The organism is Pradoshia sp. D12 (assembly GCF_008935075.1).
In the GTDB taxonomy this organism is placed as follows: Bacteria; Bacillota; Bacilli; order Bacillales; family Pradoshiaceae; genus Pradoshia.
The window spans coordinates 1,590,787-1,607,396 of sequence record NZ_CP044545.1 but is presented as its reverse complement, the minus strand read 5'-3'; the positions used below and the strand labels follow the sequence as shown (position 1 = coordinate 1,607,396).

Annotated in this window: 15 protein-coding genes; 2 read left to right on the top strand and 13 right to left on the bottom strand. The window is 34.9% G+C overall.

The genetic code is table 11. The features are described from left to right. Positions 1-116 precede the first annotated feature (116 nt). On the top strand, positions 117-1,061 hold the full coding sequence (locus F7984_RS07865; protein WP_140461332.1) for an ATP-grasp domain-containing protein: 945 nt from the start codon (positions 117-119) through the stop codon (positions 1,059-1,061). A 226-nt stretch (positions 1,062-1,287) separates the two neighbouring features. Here the strand turns inward: F7984_RS07865 and F7984_RS07860 are convergent, their stop codons facing one another. Then, entirely contained in the window at positions 1,288-3,594 is a 2,307-nt protein-coding gene (locus F7984_RS07860) for an SEL1-like repeat protein (protein WP_140461331.1), read from the bottom strand. Positions 3,595-3,631: 37 nt separating this feature from the next. Further along, positions 3,632-5,383 carry an Hsp70 family protein gene (locus F7984_RS07855; protein ID WP_066099917.1) on the bottom strand — a complete coding sequence of 584 codons (1,752 nt, stop codon included), beginning with the start codon at positions 5,381-5,383 and terminating at the stop codon, positions 3,632-3,634. Positions 5,384-5,771: 388 nt separating this feature from the next. On the opposite strand from F7984_RS07855, the gene F7984_RS07850 reads away from it, so the two are divergent. Then, the gene (locus F7984_RS07850) at positions 5,772-6,029 is read left to right on the top strand and encodes a hypothetical protein (protein WP_139891156.1); all 258 of its coding nucleotides are present in this window, start codon (positions 5,772-5,774) and stop codon (positions 6,027-6,029) included. Between the two features lie 113 nt (positions 6,030-6,142). On the opposite strand, the gene F7984_RS07845 is transcribed toward F7984_RS07850, so the two are convergent. From F7984_RS07845 to F7984_RS07800, 11 genes are all read right to left on the bottom strand, one after another. Further along, positions 6,143-7,423, bottom strand: a complete 1,281-nt coding sequence (locus F7984_RS07845) for an ADP-ribosylglycohydrolase family protein (RefSeq protein ID WP_140461330.1) — start codon at positions 7,421-7,423, stop codon at positions 6,143-6,145. Between the two features lie 530 nt (positions 7,424-7,953). Next, the gene (locus tag F7984_RS07840) at positions 7,954-8,808 is read right to left on the bottom strand and encodes a malate synthase (protein ID WP_140461329.1); all 855 of its coding nucleotides are present in this window, start codon (positions 8,806-8,808) and stop codon (positions 7,954-7,956) included. 754 nt (positions 8,809-9,562) lie between these two features. Then, positions 9,563-10,753, bottom strand: coding sequence for an NRAMP family divalent metal transporter (locus tag F7984_RS07835; RefSeq protein WP_066099928.1), 1,191 nt, complete (start codon positions 10,751-10,753; stop codon positions 9,563-9,565). A gap of 77 nt (positions 10,754-10,830) precedes the next feature. After that, positions 10,831-11,610: a LamB/YcsF family protein gene (locus F7984_RS07830; protein ID WP_066099931.1), complete on the bottom strand. Its 780-nt coding sequence runs from the start codon at positions 11,608-11,610 to the stop codon at positions 10,831-10,833. Further along, positions 11,603-12,580, bottom strand: a complete 978-nt coding sequence (locus tag F7984_RS07825) for a 5-oxoprolinase subunit C family protein (protein WP_140461328.1) — start codon at positions 12,578-12,580, stop codon at positions 11,603-11,605. The genes F7984_RS07830 and F7984_RS07825 overlap by 8 nt, the downstream gene beginning before the upstream one ends. Next, positions 12,574-13,290, bottom strand: coding sequence for a 5-oxoprolinase subunit PxpB (gene pxpB / locus F7984_RS07820; protein WP_140461327.1), 717 nt, complete (start codon positions 13,288-13,290; stop codon positions 12,574-12,576). Before pxpB ends, F7984_RS07825 begins: the two co-directional genes overlap by 7 nt. A 167-nt stretch (positions 13,291-13,457) precedes the next feature. Continuing rightward, positions 13,458-13,616, bottom strand: coding sequence for a hypothetical protein (locus F7984_RS18965; protein WP_187393416.1), 159 nt, complete (start codon positions 13,614-13,616; stop codon positions 13,458-13,460). A gap of 89 nt (positions 13,617-13,705) precedes the next feature. Then, entirely contained in the window at positions 13,706-14,350 is a 645-nt protein-coding gene (locus tag F7984_RS07815; protein WP_140461326.1) for a hypothetical protein, read from the bottom strand. A gap of 415 nt (positions 14,351-14,765) precedes the next feature. Continuing rightward, positions 14,766-15,065: a DUF2087 domain-containing protein gene (locus F7984_RS07810; RefSeq protein WP_140461325.1), complete on the bottom strand. Its 300-nt coding sequence runs from the start codon at positions 15,063-15,065 to the stop codon at positions 14,766-14,768. A 19-nt stretch (positions 15,066-15,084) separates the two neighbouring features. Further along, positions 15,085-15,633, bottom strand: a complete 549-nt coding sequence (locus F7984_RS07805) for a nucleoside/nucleotide kinase family protein (RefSeq protein ID WP_066099948.1) — start codon at positions 15,631-15,633, stop codon at positions 15,085-15,087. 356 nt (positions 15,634-15,989) lie between these two features. After that, complete coding sequence (locus tag F7984_RS07800; RefSeq protein WP_140461324.1) at positions 15,990-16,550, bottom strand: thioredoxin family protein; 561 nt, start codon at positions 16,548-16,550, stop codon at positions 15,990-15,992. Positions 16,551-16,610: the final 60 nt, after the last annotated feature.

Here is a 16,610-nt window from a genome sequence, read left to right as displayed (position 1 = left end):
CCAAACGGTTTTTCCACTGCAATAATTATTTTTCCTAAATTTCAACATTTGACCCAATTCCAAGTTAAATGGTATGATTTTCATAAATTGACGAAAACTAGAGGGAGATTTTCCTAATGACACATATACATATCATTCATGAAAATGATGACTGGACCAATCATTTAATTAATAGAATGGAAGAATTAAACCTCCCATACAAAAACTGGCATTTAGCTGAGGGCTTAGTCGATTTGACGGATACTCCGCCAGAAGGTATTTTTTACAACCGTATGAGTGCGTCATCCCACACACGCGGACACCGTTATGCACCTGAACTTGCTAGCGGAGTAATCAACTGGCTCGAACGTCATAATCGAAAAGTATTTAACGGTTCAAAGGCTTTAGGAATGGAAATCAGCAAAATCAATCAATATACAGCTCTTCAAGCGGCGGGCATCAAAACTCCCGCTACAATTGCAGCTGTCGGTCGGAATAATATCATTACTGCCGCAAAAAAACTTGGAATGACACCTTTTATTACTAAACACAACAGAGCTGGAAAAGGTCTTGGTGTGCAGCTATTTCAATCTGTAGAAGCCCTAGAGGAATACGTAAACAGCCCTCTTTTTGAAGAGCCAGTAGATGGGATCACACTCATACAGCAATATATCCTCTCTCCTGATTCTTCAATAACCCGTTGTGAATTTATTGGAGGAAAATTTCTTTATGCTGTTCGTGTTGATACATCAAAAGGTTTTGAATTATGTCCTGCCGATGCCTGCCAAATAGAGGATTTATTTTGCCCAGTTGGAGAACAAGAGGATATATCTCCGCAATTTAAAATTATTAAGGATTTCAATGATCCTATTATTGCGAAATACGAAGAATTTCTTACCTCAGCAAGTATTGACATTGCCGGAATTGAGTTTATCCGTGATCAGGATGGAATGATTTACACATATGATATCAATACAAATACAAACTATAATTCCGACGCCGAAGCTGAGGCAGGCCTATATGGAATGCTTGTGCTCGCAAAATTTTTGGGAGCCGAATTAGATAAAGCAAATAGGTCTTAATCTAGCCTGTAGTTTTAATATTCTTTACCTATAATCTTAAAGAACGAAAGACCTCCAATTGTTTTTACAATTGGAGGTTTGTTAATTATATAATGAAATTTATTTTCATATAGAGCTAACTATACCATTACCAATTAGATGGTATTAAAGTTAATTTAACGTATTATTTATTGAATCATTTCTTGTATTAATTAGCAAAACGACTAACCCAAGGTCAAAAAATAATTTATGGGTTCTTTGTCTCTATAAAAAGAGAGGTAAACGCTACTTGCAGCAATGTAGTAGCTATTGGCAAGTCCCCGTTATTTTCAGCCACTAATGCACAAGTTAATGAACCGTACAACAATAACACCGCAAATACATATACGGTTAACTTTCCATTAAATAACCGATTAATTATTTTTGTAGTATTAATTATTGATACGATTATCAACAAAAAAATACTTATCCCAATATACTTTAATACACTAAACTCTGTTAATACGTTTTCTGCAGACCACTGGATAGCATAATAGATACCTGATGCGAATAAATAAGTTTTTACTCCGTCAAAAATGATTGTTTTAACATTGACCTTAATTGCGTCATTTGGACTATGAACTTCCTTAATAATATATAGAGGAAACAACACTATTAAATATATTCCCACAGAAACCCAGTTTACTCCATAATTTAATAGGAGGGATAAAAATTCCGGGATTTCTCCAACGTCTGCTTCAGTTAACCAAGGTTTAATTAACCCCTCCGTGTAAAACAACAAGAAACAAACACATCCAAACAATAATATCGCTATGGTTAATATCCGCTTTTTATTTAAATATATATATTGTACAATCTTTGCCTGAAGTGTCCTTATATTATCAAACTTGATTAGTTGATTTAACCATGATGGATTTATATAGAAATACAAGCTTGTAAAGATCATCCATGCAAATAATATCCCAAAATAGATTAATACATTAGCTATATTAAAATCAGTTGGAAGAACTTCTTGTAAATAATACAAAGATACTAAACACAATAAAATATAAGAACCTGAAGTTATCCCAATCATTATAATTGGTCTATAAGTAATCTCTCGCTCTATTTTTCTTATTCTTCCTTTAGCCGTTTCATCACTTACTTTGTTGTAATGAACCAGTGCTTTTTTATAATTCTTAGTAGTGCCTTTCCCTTTATAATAACAGTCACCTAAATCTAAATGAGCTTGATTGTAAAAATCATTCGAAGCATGCAAATTATTGACAAATTCCTTTAAATGACTAAAACCAACTTGTTCATTTTTTACGCAACCCTCTCCACTGAAACACATCTGACTTATCCGATACAACGAATTTTTATTATTTCCTTTTTTAGAATTGTTTTTATTTATCGCCTCTTCATGTAATTTTATTGCCCTATTCAGATCCCTAGGAAGGCTATCTGTACCTGTATAATATAATTCAGCTAATTCATACAGTGCATAACTGTGATCAATAATATTAGATTCTTTAAAATGCTCAAAAGCTTTATCAAACTCTTTATTTTTTAATGCCTCACGACCACAATGATACTCATAATCTTTTATAGAAAGAACTTTTTGCAATGTTTGTTGAGTATCTTCCTCTCCAAAATCCTTATGCCCGACATTGGCGATATAATAATCCGTAACAGGAGAAATACCTTTAATGCCAAAATACTTGTGGTTTTTTAATAAAAACAAGATGAATTTTTTTTCATCGATACCTTCTTCTTTTACTTTCTCCAATAAAATATCTTTGAAATAAATGGTAGTAATATCCTTATCTTTTATATTCAGTAATAATTGGATAAACATTGAATATTTTAGAAAATGTTTATATTCCTCATAGTGATCTTTGAAATCATTTGTTAAGAACACTTCTTTTTCAAACTTTTTCAGGATATCCTTCTTATTAATATATTTTTTATAACTACTATCATTTGTGTGCTCATCATATATTTTTTGTAAATCATCTTGTTTTTGCTTGATTTTATTTTTGACTGTTTCATAGTTTGCTTTTTCATCAAATCCAAAAGCAGTAAATAAATTCACTTCTCCTAACTGTTTCAATTCATTTTCATAAATGGCTAGCTTATTAAGTAGATTCATTGATATGGCTTCATCTGGTCTTTCTTTAGCTTTAAATATCTCTTTGACTATTTTTTCAATTTCCGATTCATCTAGATATTGATGGTATTGTTTCTTTAAAGCTTCAAGATCCATATCCTCTTCATTAGATTCGATTAATCTAGTTTTTAGTTCCGATTGCTTCTCCTCTTTAATTTTCAAGTAATACCGTTGTCGTTCTGTCGGATTTTTTAAAATATCAAATTCATGTGCTTTCAATCTCTTTAAATTTTCAGACGCTTCATCGCTTTTCTTACCTAAATGTTTTAGCTTTAATTGCTTCCATCTGTTTTCCGTTTCTAAAAAAGCTTTATTTATTTGCTCTTCATACTCAGAAGTAGGATTTAATATCAGCGACTCATCCACTTTAAGTTTAAACAAATCAAAATAATTATCATTCGTCATATCAATCACCACATTCCAAGGTTGTATGATTTTCTTCTTAATTGAATGATTGGTGTTTATTACGTTCTATAGCTCGTTTTGTTTCCTCAGTGGATAAAGAGTTCGAAACATCAAAAGTACCATTATACATACTATTTGTTTCTTTATGAAAGGCACTAACTTCCAATAAACCAGCACTATTCATGCGAAGTGTGATCTCAATAGGTGTTCCCTTCGGCATGCTATTTGGAAACTCAAGTATTCCTGATCCAATTTTATTACCTTCTTCAAGTTCAGCCTTTGCACTCATAGTAAATGATTCATATACGTCAATATCCACTCCAACTTGCCCTTCATCCATCGTATAAAACATCAGGGTTTGTTTTTGTGGAAGTTCATCATTTCTTTTTATAAAATTAAAGATTACTAGTTTATCTCTGGAAGAGCTTTCATAGGCTGCTGTTCCGTATGTTCTTGGAGAAACATTTGTAAAAATCATGCCACGCGATTCTTGCTTTTGAACCATATGTCTTGGCAGTACATCTTCATACTGTTTGATTATGCTTTCATTTCCCTCCTGAATCGCTTCTTTCACAAAATCATAATCTTGCTCGCCAACTGATTTTTTTACCAATTGCCAGTCTTCTTCACTGAATTCCACATAATCATTGCTTGCACAAATGGCCGCTCCCTTTGCAACAGCCTCATCCAAGTCTGCTTCTTTTGCTTTAATACCATATTTACTCTGAATTAATTTTGATACTTGAGGCATTTTGGAAGAACCCCCGACTAATAATATGTCGGTAAGTTCTTCATGAAGATATTTATTTATTTCTTCATTCGTTATAGCTTCAATATCTTTTCCATATTTTTTCGCTGCAGCAATTTTCAAACATTTATCTGTATAACTAATACTTCTTTCTAATAGATCCTTCGTTTTTTCATCAAATTCGTTGCGTGTCATCGTAAAGTTTATTCGTCCTGAATCACCAATAATCATAATTGGTGCTGATTCTCTGTTGCTCAGAGTTATTTTAGTTTGTTCCGCCTTTAAAAATAACTCCTGTAAGATATCCAGGTTTTCTCTAGGGTCTTCACCCTTTTCTTCTATATATTTTTCAGCAAAATATTGAACAAGTGCATCATCCCAATCTTTCCCGCCTAATGTATGACTACCATCTGTACAAATAACTCGCGGAATACCATCGTGGACTTCAATAATCGTAACGTCAAATGTACCTCCGCCTAAATCATAAACCATAACGGTTTGTTCTTTACCCTTATTAACATGAGCATAATTTAATGCTGCAGCTGTAGGCTCTGGGATAATATTCATTACATTTAAACCTGCAATCTTGCCTGCAGCCTTAGTTGCCTCTCTTTCAGCCATACCAAAATAGGCAGGACAGGTAATCACCACATCCTTAATATCTGGATTTCCATCACTTAATTTCCCTATTTTCCTTAGCTCAGCATTAGCATCCTTGACTATTTTCGTAAGAATCTTTGCCGAAATCTCTTGTGGAGACATACTTATTCCATGAATTGTTCTCATAATTGGCGCCTTTGTTTCATCGTCTATTTTCCCCATATCACGCTTAATAAAGGCTACCGTATTATCCGGTTCAGATACCAAGCTTTGTTTTGCTACTTCTCCTACTACAATATTTTCCTGTGATTCAAAATAAACAACAGATGGTGTTGTAGCATTGCCTTCTGCATTTTTTAATACAATTGGATTTTGGTTTTCATCGATATACGCCACACATGAAAAAGTTGTTCCCAAGTCAATTCCTAGTCCTTTGACCATTTGCCCTCTCTCCTTACCATTAGCTTGTTTTCGATTTTATAAGTCTATTTCTCTTAATAAGAGCATTTATTCTATATTAATATAATTTCTCTAAATTCTTATAATTAAACGTTAATTCAAGTTATTTAACGATTTTTTATACCTGATTGGTTGGTCAGATTAAAGTTTGTAATTATATAAAAGAGAAAAAGTGAATTAACAGCTACGGTATCAAATATCGTATATTAATTTTTATAACGAATAAAAACACAAAGGCTTTACTGCCATTGTGCTCTTAGAATAATGGTTCAAACTTATGTATATGTTGTAATCAAGCACTTGAATTTGTTTATCCATCAAGCAACACTTATAATAAACCTGATTCTATACAAATAAAGGAGTTTCTATCGTGATTGAATTTTACAGCTGGCCCTTATTAAAAAATTATTTAATAACAGAATACGATTTTCAGGAGCACGGACTTGAAGAAGCATTCAGCACATTCGAAAGAAAGGTAATTTTAAAGCATGGATTAACAACTAGTGCTCAGCCTGCCACTTTTCCCTTTAATTGGTTAACAGAAGATGGAGTGGATGTGACACTTAACTTTGCCTTTATCTTTGATGAAGAGGAAGAAGAAAAAAAGTATGCGATTGTTATGTATTGATACATATACGTGAGGATTACGCCCAGATGATTATTTAAAATACTCTGGATATAATCCTTTATTAATTACACAATATTGGTACTTAACATTCTTCTTTCCGGATACTCACCAGTTTAACAAATTCCATTAATACCAGTAGAATTATTCTCATCAATCGTTTTCAACCTTTTTAGCCACTTCACCATGCATCCATTTTCAAAAAAGCTTAGCAGAGCCCCCTCACTGAATCGCTCCGCTCGAGTGGCACCCATAATGAGTGCAAGGATACATTGGGCATCGAGAGAATCCTCATCCGCATTACGCATTGCTTCCTGATTCCATTTAAGACCATTCCTCTCCAAAATATCACTGTAACTGGTCAAATTGTATTCCGGATGGGATTCGGAAAAGTGATAGAATTCCTTAACAAATAAATTTATAAGCTTTTTATACATGACATATGGCATTTGGATGGATTGCCCTAGTGTTTCATTATACTCTCGATCTATAAACCATTCACCAAAGGAATCCGTATCACAAATTTTAGGTATATATTTTGTTAGTACTGTGAACTTACCAGAGTGATGTTCGTTCTTATAAAGACACCAGTCATCGTAAATAGACTGCAGTTCATCATCCAAATAGGTTAATACCTTTTCCTTCAGGGTTTCAGGTACTCCGTAATACGCTTCCGCTATAGCGCCGGTAATGGCTGCCAGAGTATCACTATCTCCACCAATCGAAATGGCATTACGAATTGCATCTTCAAAGGACGTTGATTCTAAAAAAGCAACAATCGCTTGCGGAACGGTCTCTTGGCATATCTCATTAAACACGTATGTGTCTCGGATTTGATTAATTGAGAAATCTAAATGATAGTAATAACCATTAATCCTATTTTTAATTTCACTTTTGGTAAATCCACGTCTCGCCATAAATATGGCTAGAGCGGTAGCCTCAGCACCCTTTATTCCCTCTTCATGATTATGGGTTGTTCTGGTAACAATCTTAGATAAATCCTTTGCTTCATTCTCGGTTCTGGCTAAAAAACCTACAGGACTTATTCGCATCGCTGCCCCGTTTCCAAAACTGTTATAAGGTTCGGGATTATCACTGAAGACCCATTTCGCAAACATCCCACCAAACCCACAATTCGGATATTTACGCCCCAATTCTTGCATAAATGTAATCGACATACTCTCAAGCAGTGTCTCGTACTCACCGTCATAATCCCTTGCAGTGATAGAAGAGTGAATAGACCCTTCTGTCTCCATAAAAGCTTTAGCAATCGCAAGAGTCATAATGCTGTCGTCCGTTACTCGGCACTCTTCGGTAAACAACTCAAATTCCTTGCTACGATGATTATTAAATTCAAAACGAGATCCAACCACATCACCTATAATCGCACCAATCATAAATAATCCCTCTCTCTCATTACTCAACTCACTATTTCAAGGCTTAAAAAACGAAAGGAAATTTAGACAGACAACTGTAACAACCTTTAAGTCATTAGCATTACCTTGGTAATAAAAAATCAAATTTCTAATGTTCCAGCTTCTCTTACTGAGGTTTCATTGTTCACGAAAACAAATATAGTTTGCAAAAGAGCTATTCAAATTTTTAAATATATCTACACTTCAGTAACCACTCACAGTATAAAATTAATTATATATACGTCTCCACCAATATTTTAATATAACATCAAGTGGTTCATATACCTATAAATCAAAAATCAGATTTTTAATTTTACTTTTTCACACGGCATATAAAAAACCCTAATCTCCGCTCAGAGATTAGGGTACTTTCATTCGAATTAAAACTGTTTCAATCTGTGTCATTCACTCAACCTAGAGTATACTATATGTGTGTACACATGATCCTGTTGGTTTTAATGACATATGCTCGCTATTTTTTATTCGTCTTCAACTAATCTTTAGACTAGCGTCTAAGTACGCATTATAGCGCCATTAGGCTTTGGTATATCTTGTTCCATGATCTGATTCATTTTACAAAAATGATTAAAGAATTGCTGTGCAAGTTCTCGTTCATTCGGGTCACTTTTCAACGAAATGATAGCAAGTAAAATTTGAGCCATCCATAAATTATCGAAATAACGGTATTTACCTGTATTCCATGTCATTTTTTCTGGATTTTTCTCATTTACATAATATTCCCAGAAAGCCAACTGATCTGATTCCTGTTCTGTAAGTTGGATTCTGTATTTTGAATGAGCAGGAATAATTCCATCTTCACACATCTTTCCGACAAAATTTTCATGCACCATATAGACACCTAAGATACGTCTGTCTTTTTCAGACATATTGGAATCGACTGCAGTTAACAGGACAGCGCTATTTTGATGTAAACGGACTGGCTTGTTCGGATTTCCTTTGTTTTTACCGCTTTTTATTACACCCGAAAAAACCTTCCACTCTGAAAGAGAACTATTCTGTTCTTCTGTGTCACACCAAAAAACCATTTGTGATTCAGGATGTAGCTTATGATGCTTCATAAGTTTTTCGTGTTCTACGCGAAGTTCCTGTTTTTTTCGTTGTAGTTTTTTTTCTTCTTCCTTTTTCCATTCTTCCTCTTTTAGTTCGTCTTCCTTTTTTTGTATAATTTCTTCGAGTGACTTAGCATCACTTTTATCATGTAGTTTTAGATGCTCTCCAAAAACATCAGGGTAAACAAACATTTTATTTTCCGATTCGAAATTTATTTCAATTTTAGACTCATTATGCCCAACTATACTACCCGTTCCAAAACGTTTGTGTGTAACTTTCTTATTGATTAGATTCATTATTAAAGTCCTCCTTGTATATAAAAACTCGTTTACTAATAAAGTGAAACTTTGCTCGGTGAAGGTTTTCTTTCATCCCCTCCCGAGCATTCGTTGAACCAATCGGGTTCTTACCGACGCTTATCTCCGCCTTAACCGTGATTGCTTCTGCTTACGTTTGAAGGCGGAGTCTTAGCACCAGTTTGAACGGGATAAATAGTTTATTGAAAATTTTATTCAACTAACTTACTTTAAAGCTTAAAAAACATCTGAATTTTCCTTCGTTTTATAAAAGTATATAAAAAAAAACGTATGCAAATTCTATCTGTAAAGAAAAGTCCAGCGGAATTTGAAATACGATAAAAAACAACTGTAAAACTATTATACCATTTTTTTGATATTTTTACAAATTAATTATTGACAAAACATTTTGTGTTGATGTAAAATGAAATTTTATTCCACGCACTTACGTATAATAACCATAAATTTAAGGTGTATAAAAAGGCGCAAAACTCTAAGGAAATCCGCTTAAATCACCGCTGATTACCGGTGATAAACAGGGGTGAATATAATATACAATAAGTTGATTCCTTTCCTGGAAAATTAACCGATGAATGAATCCGTGCCACGAACCATATATGCGGAACATTACATAAAAAGACCCTGATTTTCACAAAGATTATATGAACGAAATTAGGGTTTTGATTAAAATCTAGATGTTATAACTTCTCAATGGATTAAATGATATTGAGACTCATTAATCAAAGATTATTTACTAAAACAATTGTGACAAACCATTAATGAGTGAATAACCTCCCATTATCGCCATACCAATAACGATAACTACACCAAAAACAGTAAGCCATAAAGGCTGTTTATAGTCTCCTACTATTTTCTTCTTATAGGCTGCTATTAGCATAACACCAAGAGCCACAGGAAGAATCAAACCATTTAATGCCCCCACCAGCACGAGAATCTGTACAGGCTGGCCAATTGTCGCGAACACTGCCGTTGAAATAACGATAAAAGCAATGACAAACCATTTTTGATAACGATCAACAAAACTACTAAAGGTTTTGATAAAGGAAACCGATGTATATGCTGCACCTATAACTGAAGTAATGGCAGCAGCCCACATTATGACCCCAAACATTTTATATCCTACATTCCCTGCAGCTTGCTTAAAGACAGAGGCTGCCGGATTACCGGCATCCAAAACAAAGCCCTGTGAAACCACTCCCAATACTGCTAAAAACAAAAATATTCGCATGATGGATGCAATGCCAATGGCACTAACCGCACTCTTAGTAACTTGAGGTAAATTTTGTTTTCCAGTCAACCCGGCATCAATTAATCTGTGCCCACCCGCAAAAGTTATATAACCACCGACTGTTCCTCCAACCAATGTGACAATCGCCAGCAGATTAATCTCATCAGGCCACACTGTATGTACAAGAGCTTTGGCATAGGGAGGATTAGCTGTGAACATTACATAAACAGTAAGAAAAATCATAATAAAGCCCATAATCTGTACAAACCGATCCATTACTTTACCAGCCTCACGAACTAAGAATATTCCTACCGCAACTAATCCACTTAAAAGCGCACCCCATTTTGCATCGACCCCAGTGATTACATTGATACCGAGTCCTGCCCCCGCAATATTCCCAATATTAAATGCTAATCCCCCTAATACAATTAAAGTAGCTAAAAAATAACCTAATCCCGGTAGTAATTCATTCGCTATATCCTGCGCCCTCTTTTCTGATACAGCTATAATTCTCCAAATATTCACCTGTGCCCCAATATCTATAATAATGGATATCAAAATAACAAAGCCCATACTCGCCAATAGCTGTTCAGTAAATACAGACGTTTGTGTTAAAAATCCTGGGCCGATCGCTGATGTGGCCATTAAAAAGGCAGCCCCTACTAAAATACTCAAATGCGATTCTTTCTTTTTCATACGACTCCCCCATCCAGCTTTGGCTCATTAGTTAGAATAACAACCAGCTGTATTCAAATGTCTTCCAAAGAGATTTTTTATATCAATTCATTTATGAAACGATCTATTTTTTGAATTTCGATATCTTCTCTTTTTAATGTTTCTGAGATTTGCTTTGCAAATTCCAACGCGTTTTCTCCATCTCCATGAATACAGACTGTATCTGCTTTTATCGTTATCACCTCATCCTGAACGGAAGTAACCCTCTGCTCTTTCACCATACGAACAACTTGATGAATGGCTTTTGTTGGATCTTTAATCAATGCATTGGCTTCCGTTCTGGAGGTTAATGTTCCATCCGCCTGATAAGTGCGGTCTGAAAAAACCTCACTGGCAGCACGTAAACCAATACGTTTGGCCGCCTTCACCAATTCTCCACCGGATAATCCAAATAAAATCAATTCAGGATCGACATCATATACCGCTTCCGAAATGGCTTCGGACAGAGCAACATCCTTTGCCGCCATATTAAATAAAGCTCCGTGCGGTTTTACGTGCTGTAGCTTGCCTCCCTCTGCCTTTGTAAACGCATATAATGCACCGATTTGATAGATTACCAGATCATAGGCTTCCTCAGGACTAACCCTCATTTCCCTGCGCCCAAAACCTATTAAATCCTGAAAACCCGGATGTGCTCCTATTCCAACTCCCTTCGAAAGCGCTAACCGTACTGTTTTCTTCATTGTCGATGGATCGCCTGCATGAAAACCACAGGCTATATTAGCTGAAGATACATAATTTAGTATCTCTTCATCTCGCCCCAATCGATACTGCCCAAAGCTTTCTCCCATATCGCAATTAATGTCAATCTTATACATATTGTTTCCCCTTATTAAATTTCATCCCAATTCCCCTTTTTAAAATTTTCAGTTGTTTTTCTTGATTAATATAAAGCTGCTGCGCCTCATCCAATGTGACGAATTCAAATTGCAAAGAATCACCTGGTTTTGCCTGGGCAACAACTGGCAAATCAACCGAAATAACTTCTGCTATTTTTGGATAGCCGCCGATCGTCTGACTATCAGCCATCAATATAATTGGTTTCCCATTTGCAGGAACCTGTATCGTCCCAAAAGTGACGGCTTCTGAAATAATCTCTTTCTGCTTAAAAAGTTCAAGCGAGACTCCATCAAGACGATAACCCATTCTATCTGATTGAGGAGAAATTTTATAAGATTGCTTAGAAAAGGCATCTATACTCCTTTTTGTAAATTCTTCAAAATGCCTGCCCTTTAAAACCCTTACCTTTTTACGGCCTTCTGGCTCTATATGCAACAAGTTCGAAGCAAACCACTTCGTGCTAATTACATCCCTCTCAAGTTTTAAAGGACCAGCCCCTAAGTGATCGCCCTTTTGCAAAGGTCTCCCTTTGAATCCCCCTATTTGTGCACGTAAATAAGTGGAATAGCTCCCCATCACTTTTGGAATCTTTATGCCCCCGCGTATTGCTAAATAGGCACGGCATCCTGTCTTAGGCTGGCCGAATGTCAGAACATCCCCTTTTTGAATGTGAATAGGACTTGCCATTTGCATTGGCCTGCCATTTAAAGAAGGGGATAAGTTTCCTCCGCACAAAGAAACTATCGTATTCTCTAAAAATCGTATAGTTGGACCATAGAGGGTCATTTCAATCGTCGGTTCATTTTCATGATTCTGGACCAACAGATTTGCCATTCTATGAGATAACGGATCCATTGCTCCGCCTGTGATAATCCCATATTTTTTAAATCCATACCTTCCTAAATCCTGAATGGAGGTTAACAAACCCGATTTTTCAATTATTAACATTGCCGTTCCCCCTCCAGACTGACATACTCTTCAGGGCTAATTGGTTTAAATTGAACCCGGTCCCCAGCTTGCAATAAAGTGGGTGACGAATCAGTTGGATTAAATAATTTCAGAGGAGTTCTCCCAATCAACTGCCAACCTCCTGGTGTTTCAATTGGATAAATTCCTGTTTGTTCACCAGCAATTCCTACCGTTCCCGGGGGTATATTTTGTCTTGGCGATTTTCTTCTTGGTGCTGAAATTTCCTTAGACATTCCTCCAATATAGGGGAATCCAGGTGCAAAACCAAGCATGTATATAAGATAATCACCACTTGAATGAATCTCAATAACTTCCTGTTCAGTTAAATAATTATATTTAGCCACATATACTAGATCCGGACCGTATTCTCCGCCATAGCAAATTGGAATTTCCACTCTTCTTTGTTCGTTTTTAATTGATGGTTGAAGACGGTCTAGCAATCTTTTTAATTCACTAGTGATTACTTCATATGGTAGCCGACTTTCCTGAAATGCTCGATAAACATATTCAGGAGAATAAAATAAGGTAAGTGTTGTATACGCGGGAACCACCTCAATCAGCCACTCAGGTTGCTCACTTTCCAATATGTTGCTTATCTTTCGGACAGAGTTATAGGTCTCTTCATCTATCTCTTTGCCAAATTCAATTAAAATTGCTCGGTCTCCAAGTGGATGTAACGAATAATTCAACTACCATCCCTCACCTTCCATCCCATTCAAGAGAAATATGTAATGTTTTGTAGGAATAATAAAAATCTCCAGATATTCCATTATTATACTTTAAGTGTTTGAATTATTAAAACATTTAAAGTATCACCATTTATAATTTACTCCATTCGTTATCGTTGTAATTATCCTTACTTCAATTCAATTCTTCTGTTGATAAACTGAACCAAGATAATATCGAACAAGATAGTATGGCAATGATCATTCTTAACAGCAAGAAAGCGAAGTCCTAAATGAAAAAGTAAAAAAGACAGAGAAATAATCTCCCTGTCTTCAATCTTAATATTCATACGTTAATGGCATCATAAACCTTTATTCGATTAGCCCGACCAAAACTAACCTCATAAAAGCTCAACATAAGCTTTTGATTTTAAAGGATTTACACATTACTTGAAGAGTAATTCAGTTTAAAGATGGAAAGTTCCTTCTCAATCTCGCTATCTATTAACACTTCATTTACTGTATCCTCTTTTGGATTAAGTTCTTTATAGGACTCTTTATCGATAATTTCCCTTTTAATCCGTTCAATATGCTTCTTGCAGTTCCCTCTGTCTAACTTTTCAGAAATCACCAATTCCTGTAATGCTATTTTCTGTTTGATAATAAAAGCTTCTCGATTGCTTTTATCATTATCTAAAACACAAAGGGCTTTATTTAGCCTATATTGATATTCTTGGATTCTTTGATTATGCATATCTATTATTTCATTCAGACATTGTAATTTCTGCTGTTCCTTAACTTTTTCTCGAATCATTTCCCTGGCAGCTGTATCTTTCTTATGATCCACATACTGTGTGACTAACTTATTTATACTTTCAATTCGAATAAGCTTGTTCGATTGTTTCATATCTAAGTAATGACCGATTTCTATATGCTTTGCTAATGCTAACTTTAAAATTTGAATGTTCTCCTCTAAAATTTTTATAGCATCATCTAATATTTGGCGGTAATCGTTCAATTCTTCAATAAATAACTCTTTATCTGTTTTGAAAAATCGGGTTATCTTTTTTAATAAGTTTTTCATGCTACCTCACCCTTAGTTGTATAATTTATATAATTAGTTATCCGATACCCTTTTTCGTCGGTCAAAAGAAATGATTGCCGTATAATAATCATATTATGTAAATAAACTTTTATTTCATGCAGTATACTTGTATTATGATTACAAAACCTACTAATCAAATTAGTTTCATTATTACACTCATAGTATAAATATACACTTATTTCAGTTTATCAATCCACTATTTGTTTTCAACTAAACTGCTCTTTAACAGCATAAAAGAAGACCGTCAATTTGACAGCCGTGGACTTTCGCTATAGTTTGATAGAATACCGGTCTCCAAAGGGTGAGACTAAATAGTTCATCATTCAACATAATTTAAATATCCTATTATCCCCTAACATTTTTGCTTGGCTTGCTCAATATAAATTTTATCCATTTAATCTTCTTTTATCCAATATTCCGAACAATCCTTGCTGCGATTCATAAATCCATACACGATAAGCTCTCTTCTAATTGTTGCAAAATCACCGTAAATTGTTTTCAATACTTCGTTAATTTCTATTTCTGAATATACTCTCCCCAGTTCAAAACGTTCACTTATATTTTGTAAAATGATCAGCTTTCTTTTCTCCTTACTCGGAAAAGTATCTAATTGACCACTCAAACCTTCTTTAAAATAGGCTGACAAGACCTTTTGCTTTTCCTCTTCTGTTGTTACATAGCGTATATTCACCATGTTTACCCCCTAAAATCAACTATGTTTCTATTTTTTTAGTAATAATATTTACAATCTCATATTCAGGTAATGTTCCATCTACAATGAGGTCAGAAATCGGTTTGATCGTATTCAACATATGAAGATATCCCCTTCTTCCCCAACCAATGTAGTAATTTAAATCCATCATAATCTCCTCAACGGCACCATTTCTAAAATCTCGAGTTAATCTTCGTGCCATGGCAATATCCAGTGGAGTATCAATAAATACTGCAAAATCAATAATTTCCTTCATTTGACTATGTAAATTAGCGAATGGAAAATCTACTATTATGTAATCCAGCGGTTCATTAACTAACTTTTTTATATCTGTAAGAAGCGGTGATAAATCCCAATCATCTGGATTACCTCTATTATCAATCCAATTAATCATGTCATTGGGACCATTAAAATCATAATCATCAAAGGATAGAGTTCCACTATTTTGCAAATTATTTTTCAGGTAAGAGGTGATGGTCGTTTTTCCTCCACCTGAAACAGCAGCAATTGAAATAACAAACGGACACTTTCTTTTTTTATATTTCTCCAATTCAAAAATCCTTTCATATAACCAGCATTCTATTCCTTTGAGTACTTGACTAACTTTGCAGTTCCACCGTCTTTTATTGACTTTGCAATCCTTTCACATTTTTTAATGGCCCATATATAAAAGCAGGTTTCTTCTTGTTGGGAAGCCTGCTCCTTCTGTCCTTTCCAAAAATATTTTCTCTACACATTCAATTATCTAGATTTTAAGTTCCTAATTACCGAAGCCTGAAGTTAAATGATTGTCAAAATTTTACGGCTGGATTCCATTCTATTGAATCATTGAAGCCCGTCCTTGTATGTCGCCTAAGCTTTTCTCGGTGATATATCCTCTTCTAATACTTTTAGATGAATCACTCGCTACTTAATTTCTTTTAACTTACTAATAATGCTATCTGCAATAACATGCCAAGTATCATAATCCACCGTAAATTTATTTACAAATTCTTTGAACATCTCAAGTTGTTTTTCTTTAAAATCAGGGGCATCTGCGCTTGGTAACTGTGATTTCAATTCCTCAAAGCTTTGTTGAATTTTAGCAGCGCGTGGTCCCCAGACGGTTACTTCATTTCCATCCTCATCTATGAAAATAAAAATCGGGATCGATCGAGCCGTTCCATTGGTTAAATACTGATCCATTAACTCTAAATTGCTGTCACGCAGGATAAAACGAACGTCGATATTTGTTGCCTCTGCAATACGCAGTAAAATCGGGATATTTACCATTGCATCCCCGCACCAATCTTCTGTCAACACAATAACCTTAATCCCAGTGGGCGGTATAGTTAAAAGCGCCTCTTTACTCTCCCCTGATAGATGGAACGATTCATATACCTTTAGGAGATTTTCTTTATTTGTTTTCATACCATCGATATACTGTTCCGTTGTTAAACCTTTTTCAAACCATTGTTGTAATTCCACCCCTAAAACCCTCCTGTTATCATTATAAAAACTCATCCACCAATACATGTCTCTATCTTA

Bases quoted from the DNA above. Each gene is read 5' to 3' on its own strand.
- F7984_RS07865 (WP_140461332.1), top strand. From the start codon at position 117: ATGACACATATACATATCATTCATGAAAATGATGACTGGACCAATCAT.
- F7984_RS07860 (WP_140461331.1), bottom strand. From the start codon at position 3,594: ATGACGAATGATAATTATTTTGATTTGTTTAAACTTAAAGTGGATGAG.
- F7984_RS07855 (WP_066099917.1), bottom strand. From the start codon at position 5,383: ATGGTCAAAGGACTAGGAATTGACTTGGGAACAACTTTTTCATGTGTG.
- F7984_RS07845 (WP_140461330.1), bottom strand. From the start codon at position 7,423: ATGATTGGTGCGATTATAGGTGATGTGGTTGGATCTCGTTTTGAATTT.
- F7984_RS07840 (WP_140461329.1), bottom strand. From the start codon at position 8,808: ATGAATCTAATCAATAAGAAAGTTACACACAAACGTTTTGGAACGGGT.
- F7984_RS07835 (WP_066099928.1), bottom strand. From the start codon at position 10,753: ATGAAAAAGAAAGAATCGCATTTGAGTATTTTAGTAGGGGCTGCCTTT.
- F7984_RS07830 (WP_066099931.1), bottom strand. From the start codon at position 11,610: ATGTATAAGATTGACATTAATTGCGATATGGGAGAAAGCTTTGGGCAG.
- F7984_RS07825 (WP_140461328.1), bottom strand. From the start codon at position 12,580: ATGTTAATAATTGAAAAATCGGGTTTGTTAACCTCCATTCAGGATTTA.
- F7984_RS18965 (WP_187393416.1), bottom strand. From the start codon at position 13,616: ATGAATATTAAGATTGAAGACAGGGAGATTATTTCTCTGTCTTTTTTA.
- F7984_RS07815 (WP_140461326.1), bottom strand. From the start codon at position 14,350: ATGAAAAACTTATTAAAAAAGATAACCCGATTTTTCAAAACAGATAAA.
- F7984_RS07810 (WP_140461325.1), bottom strand. From the start codon at position 15,065: ATGGTGAATATACGCTATGTAACAACAGAAGAGGAAAAGCAAAAGGTC.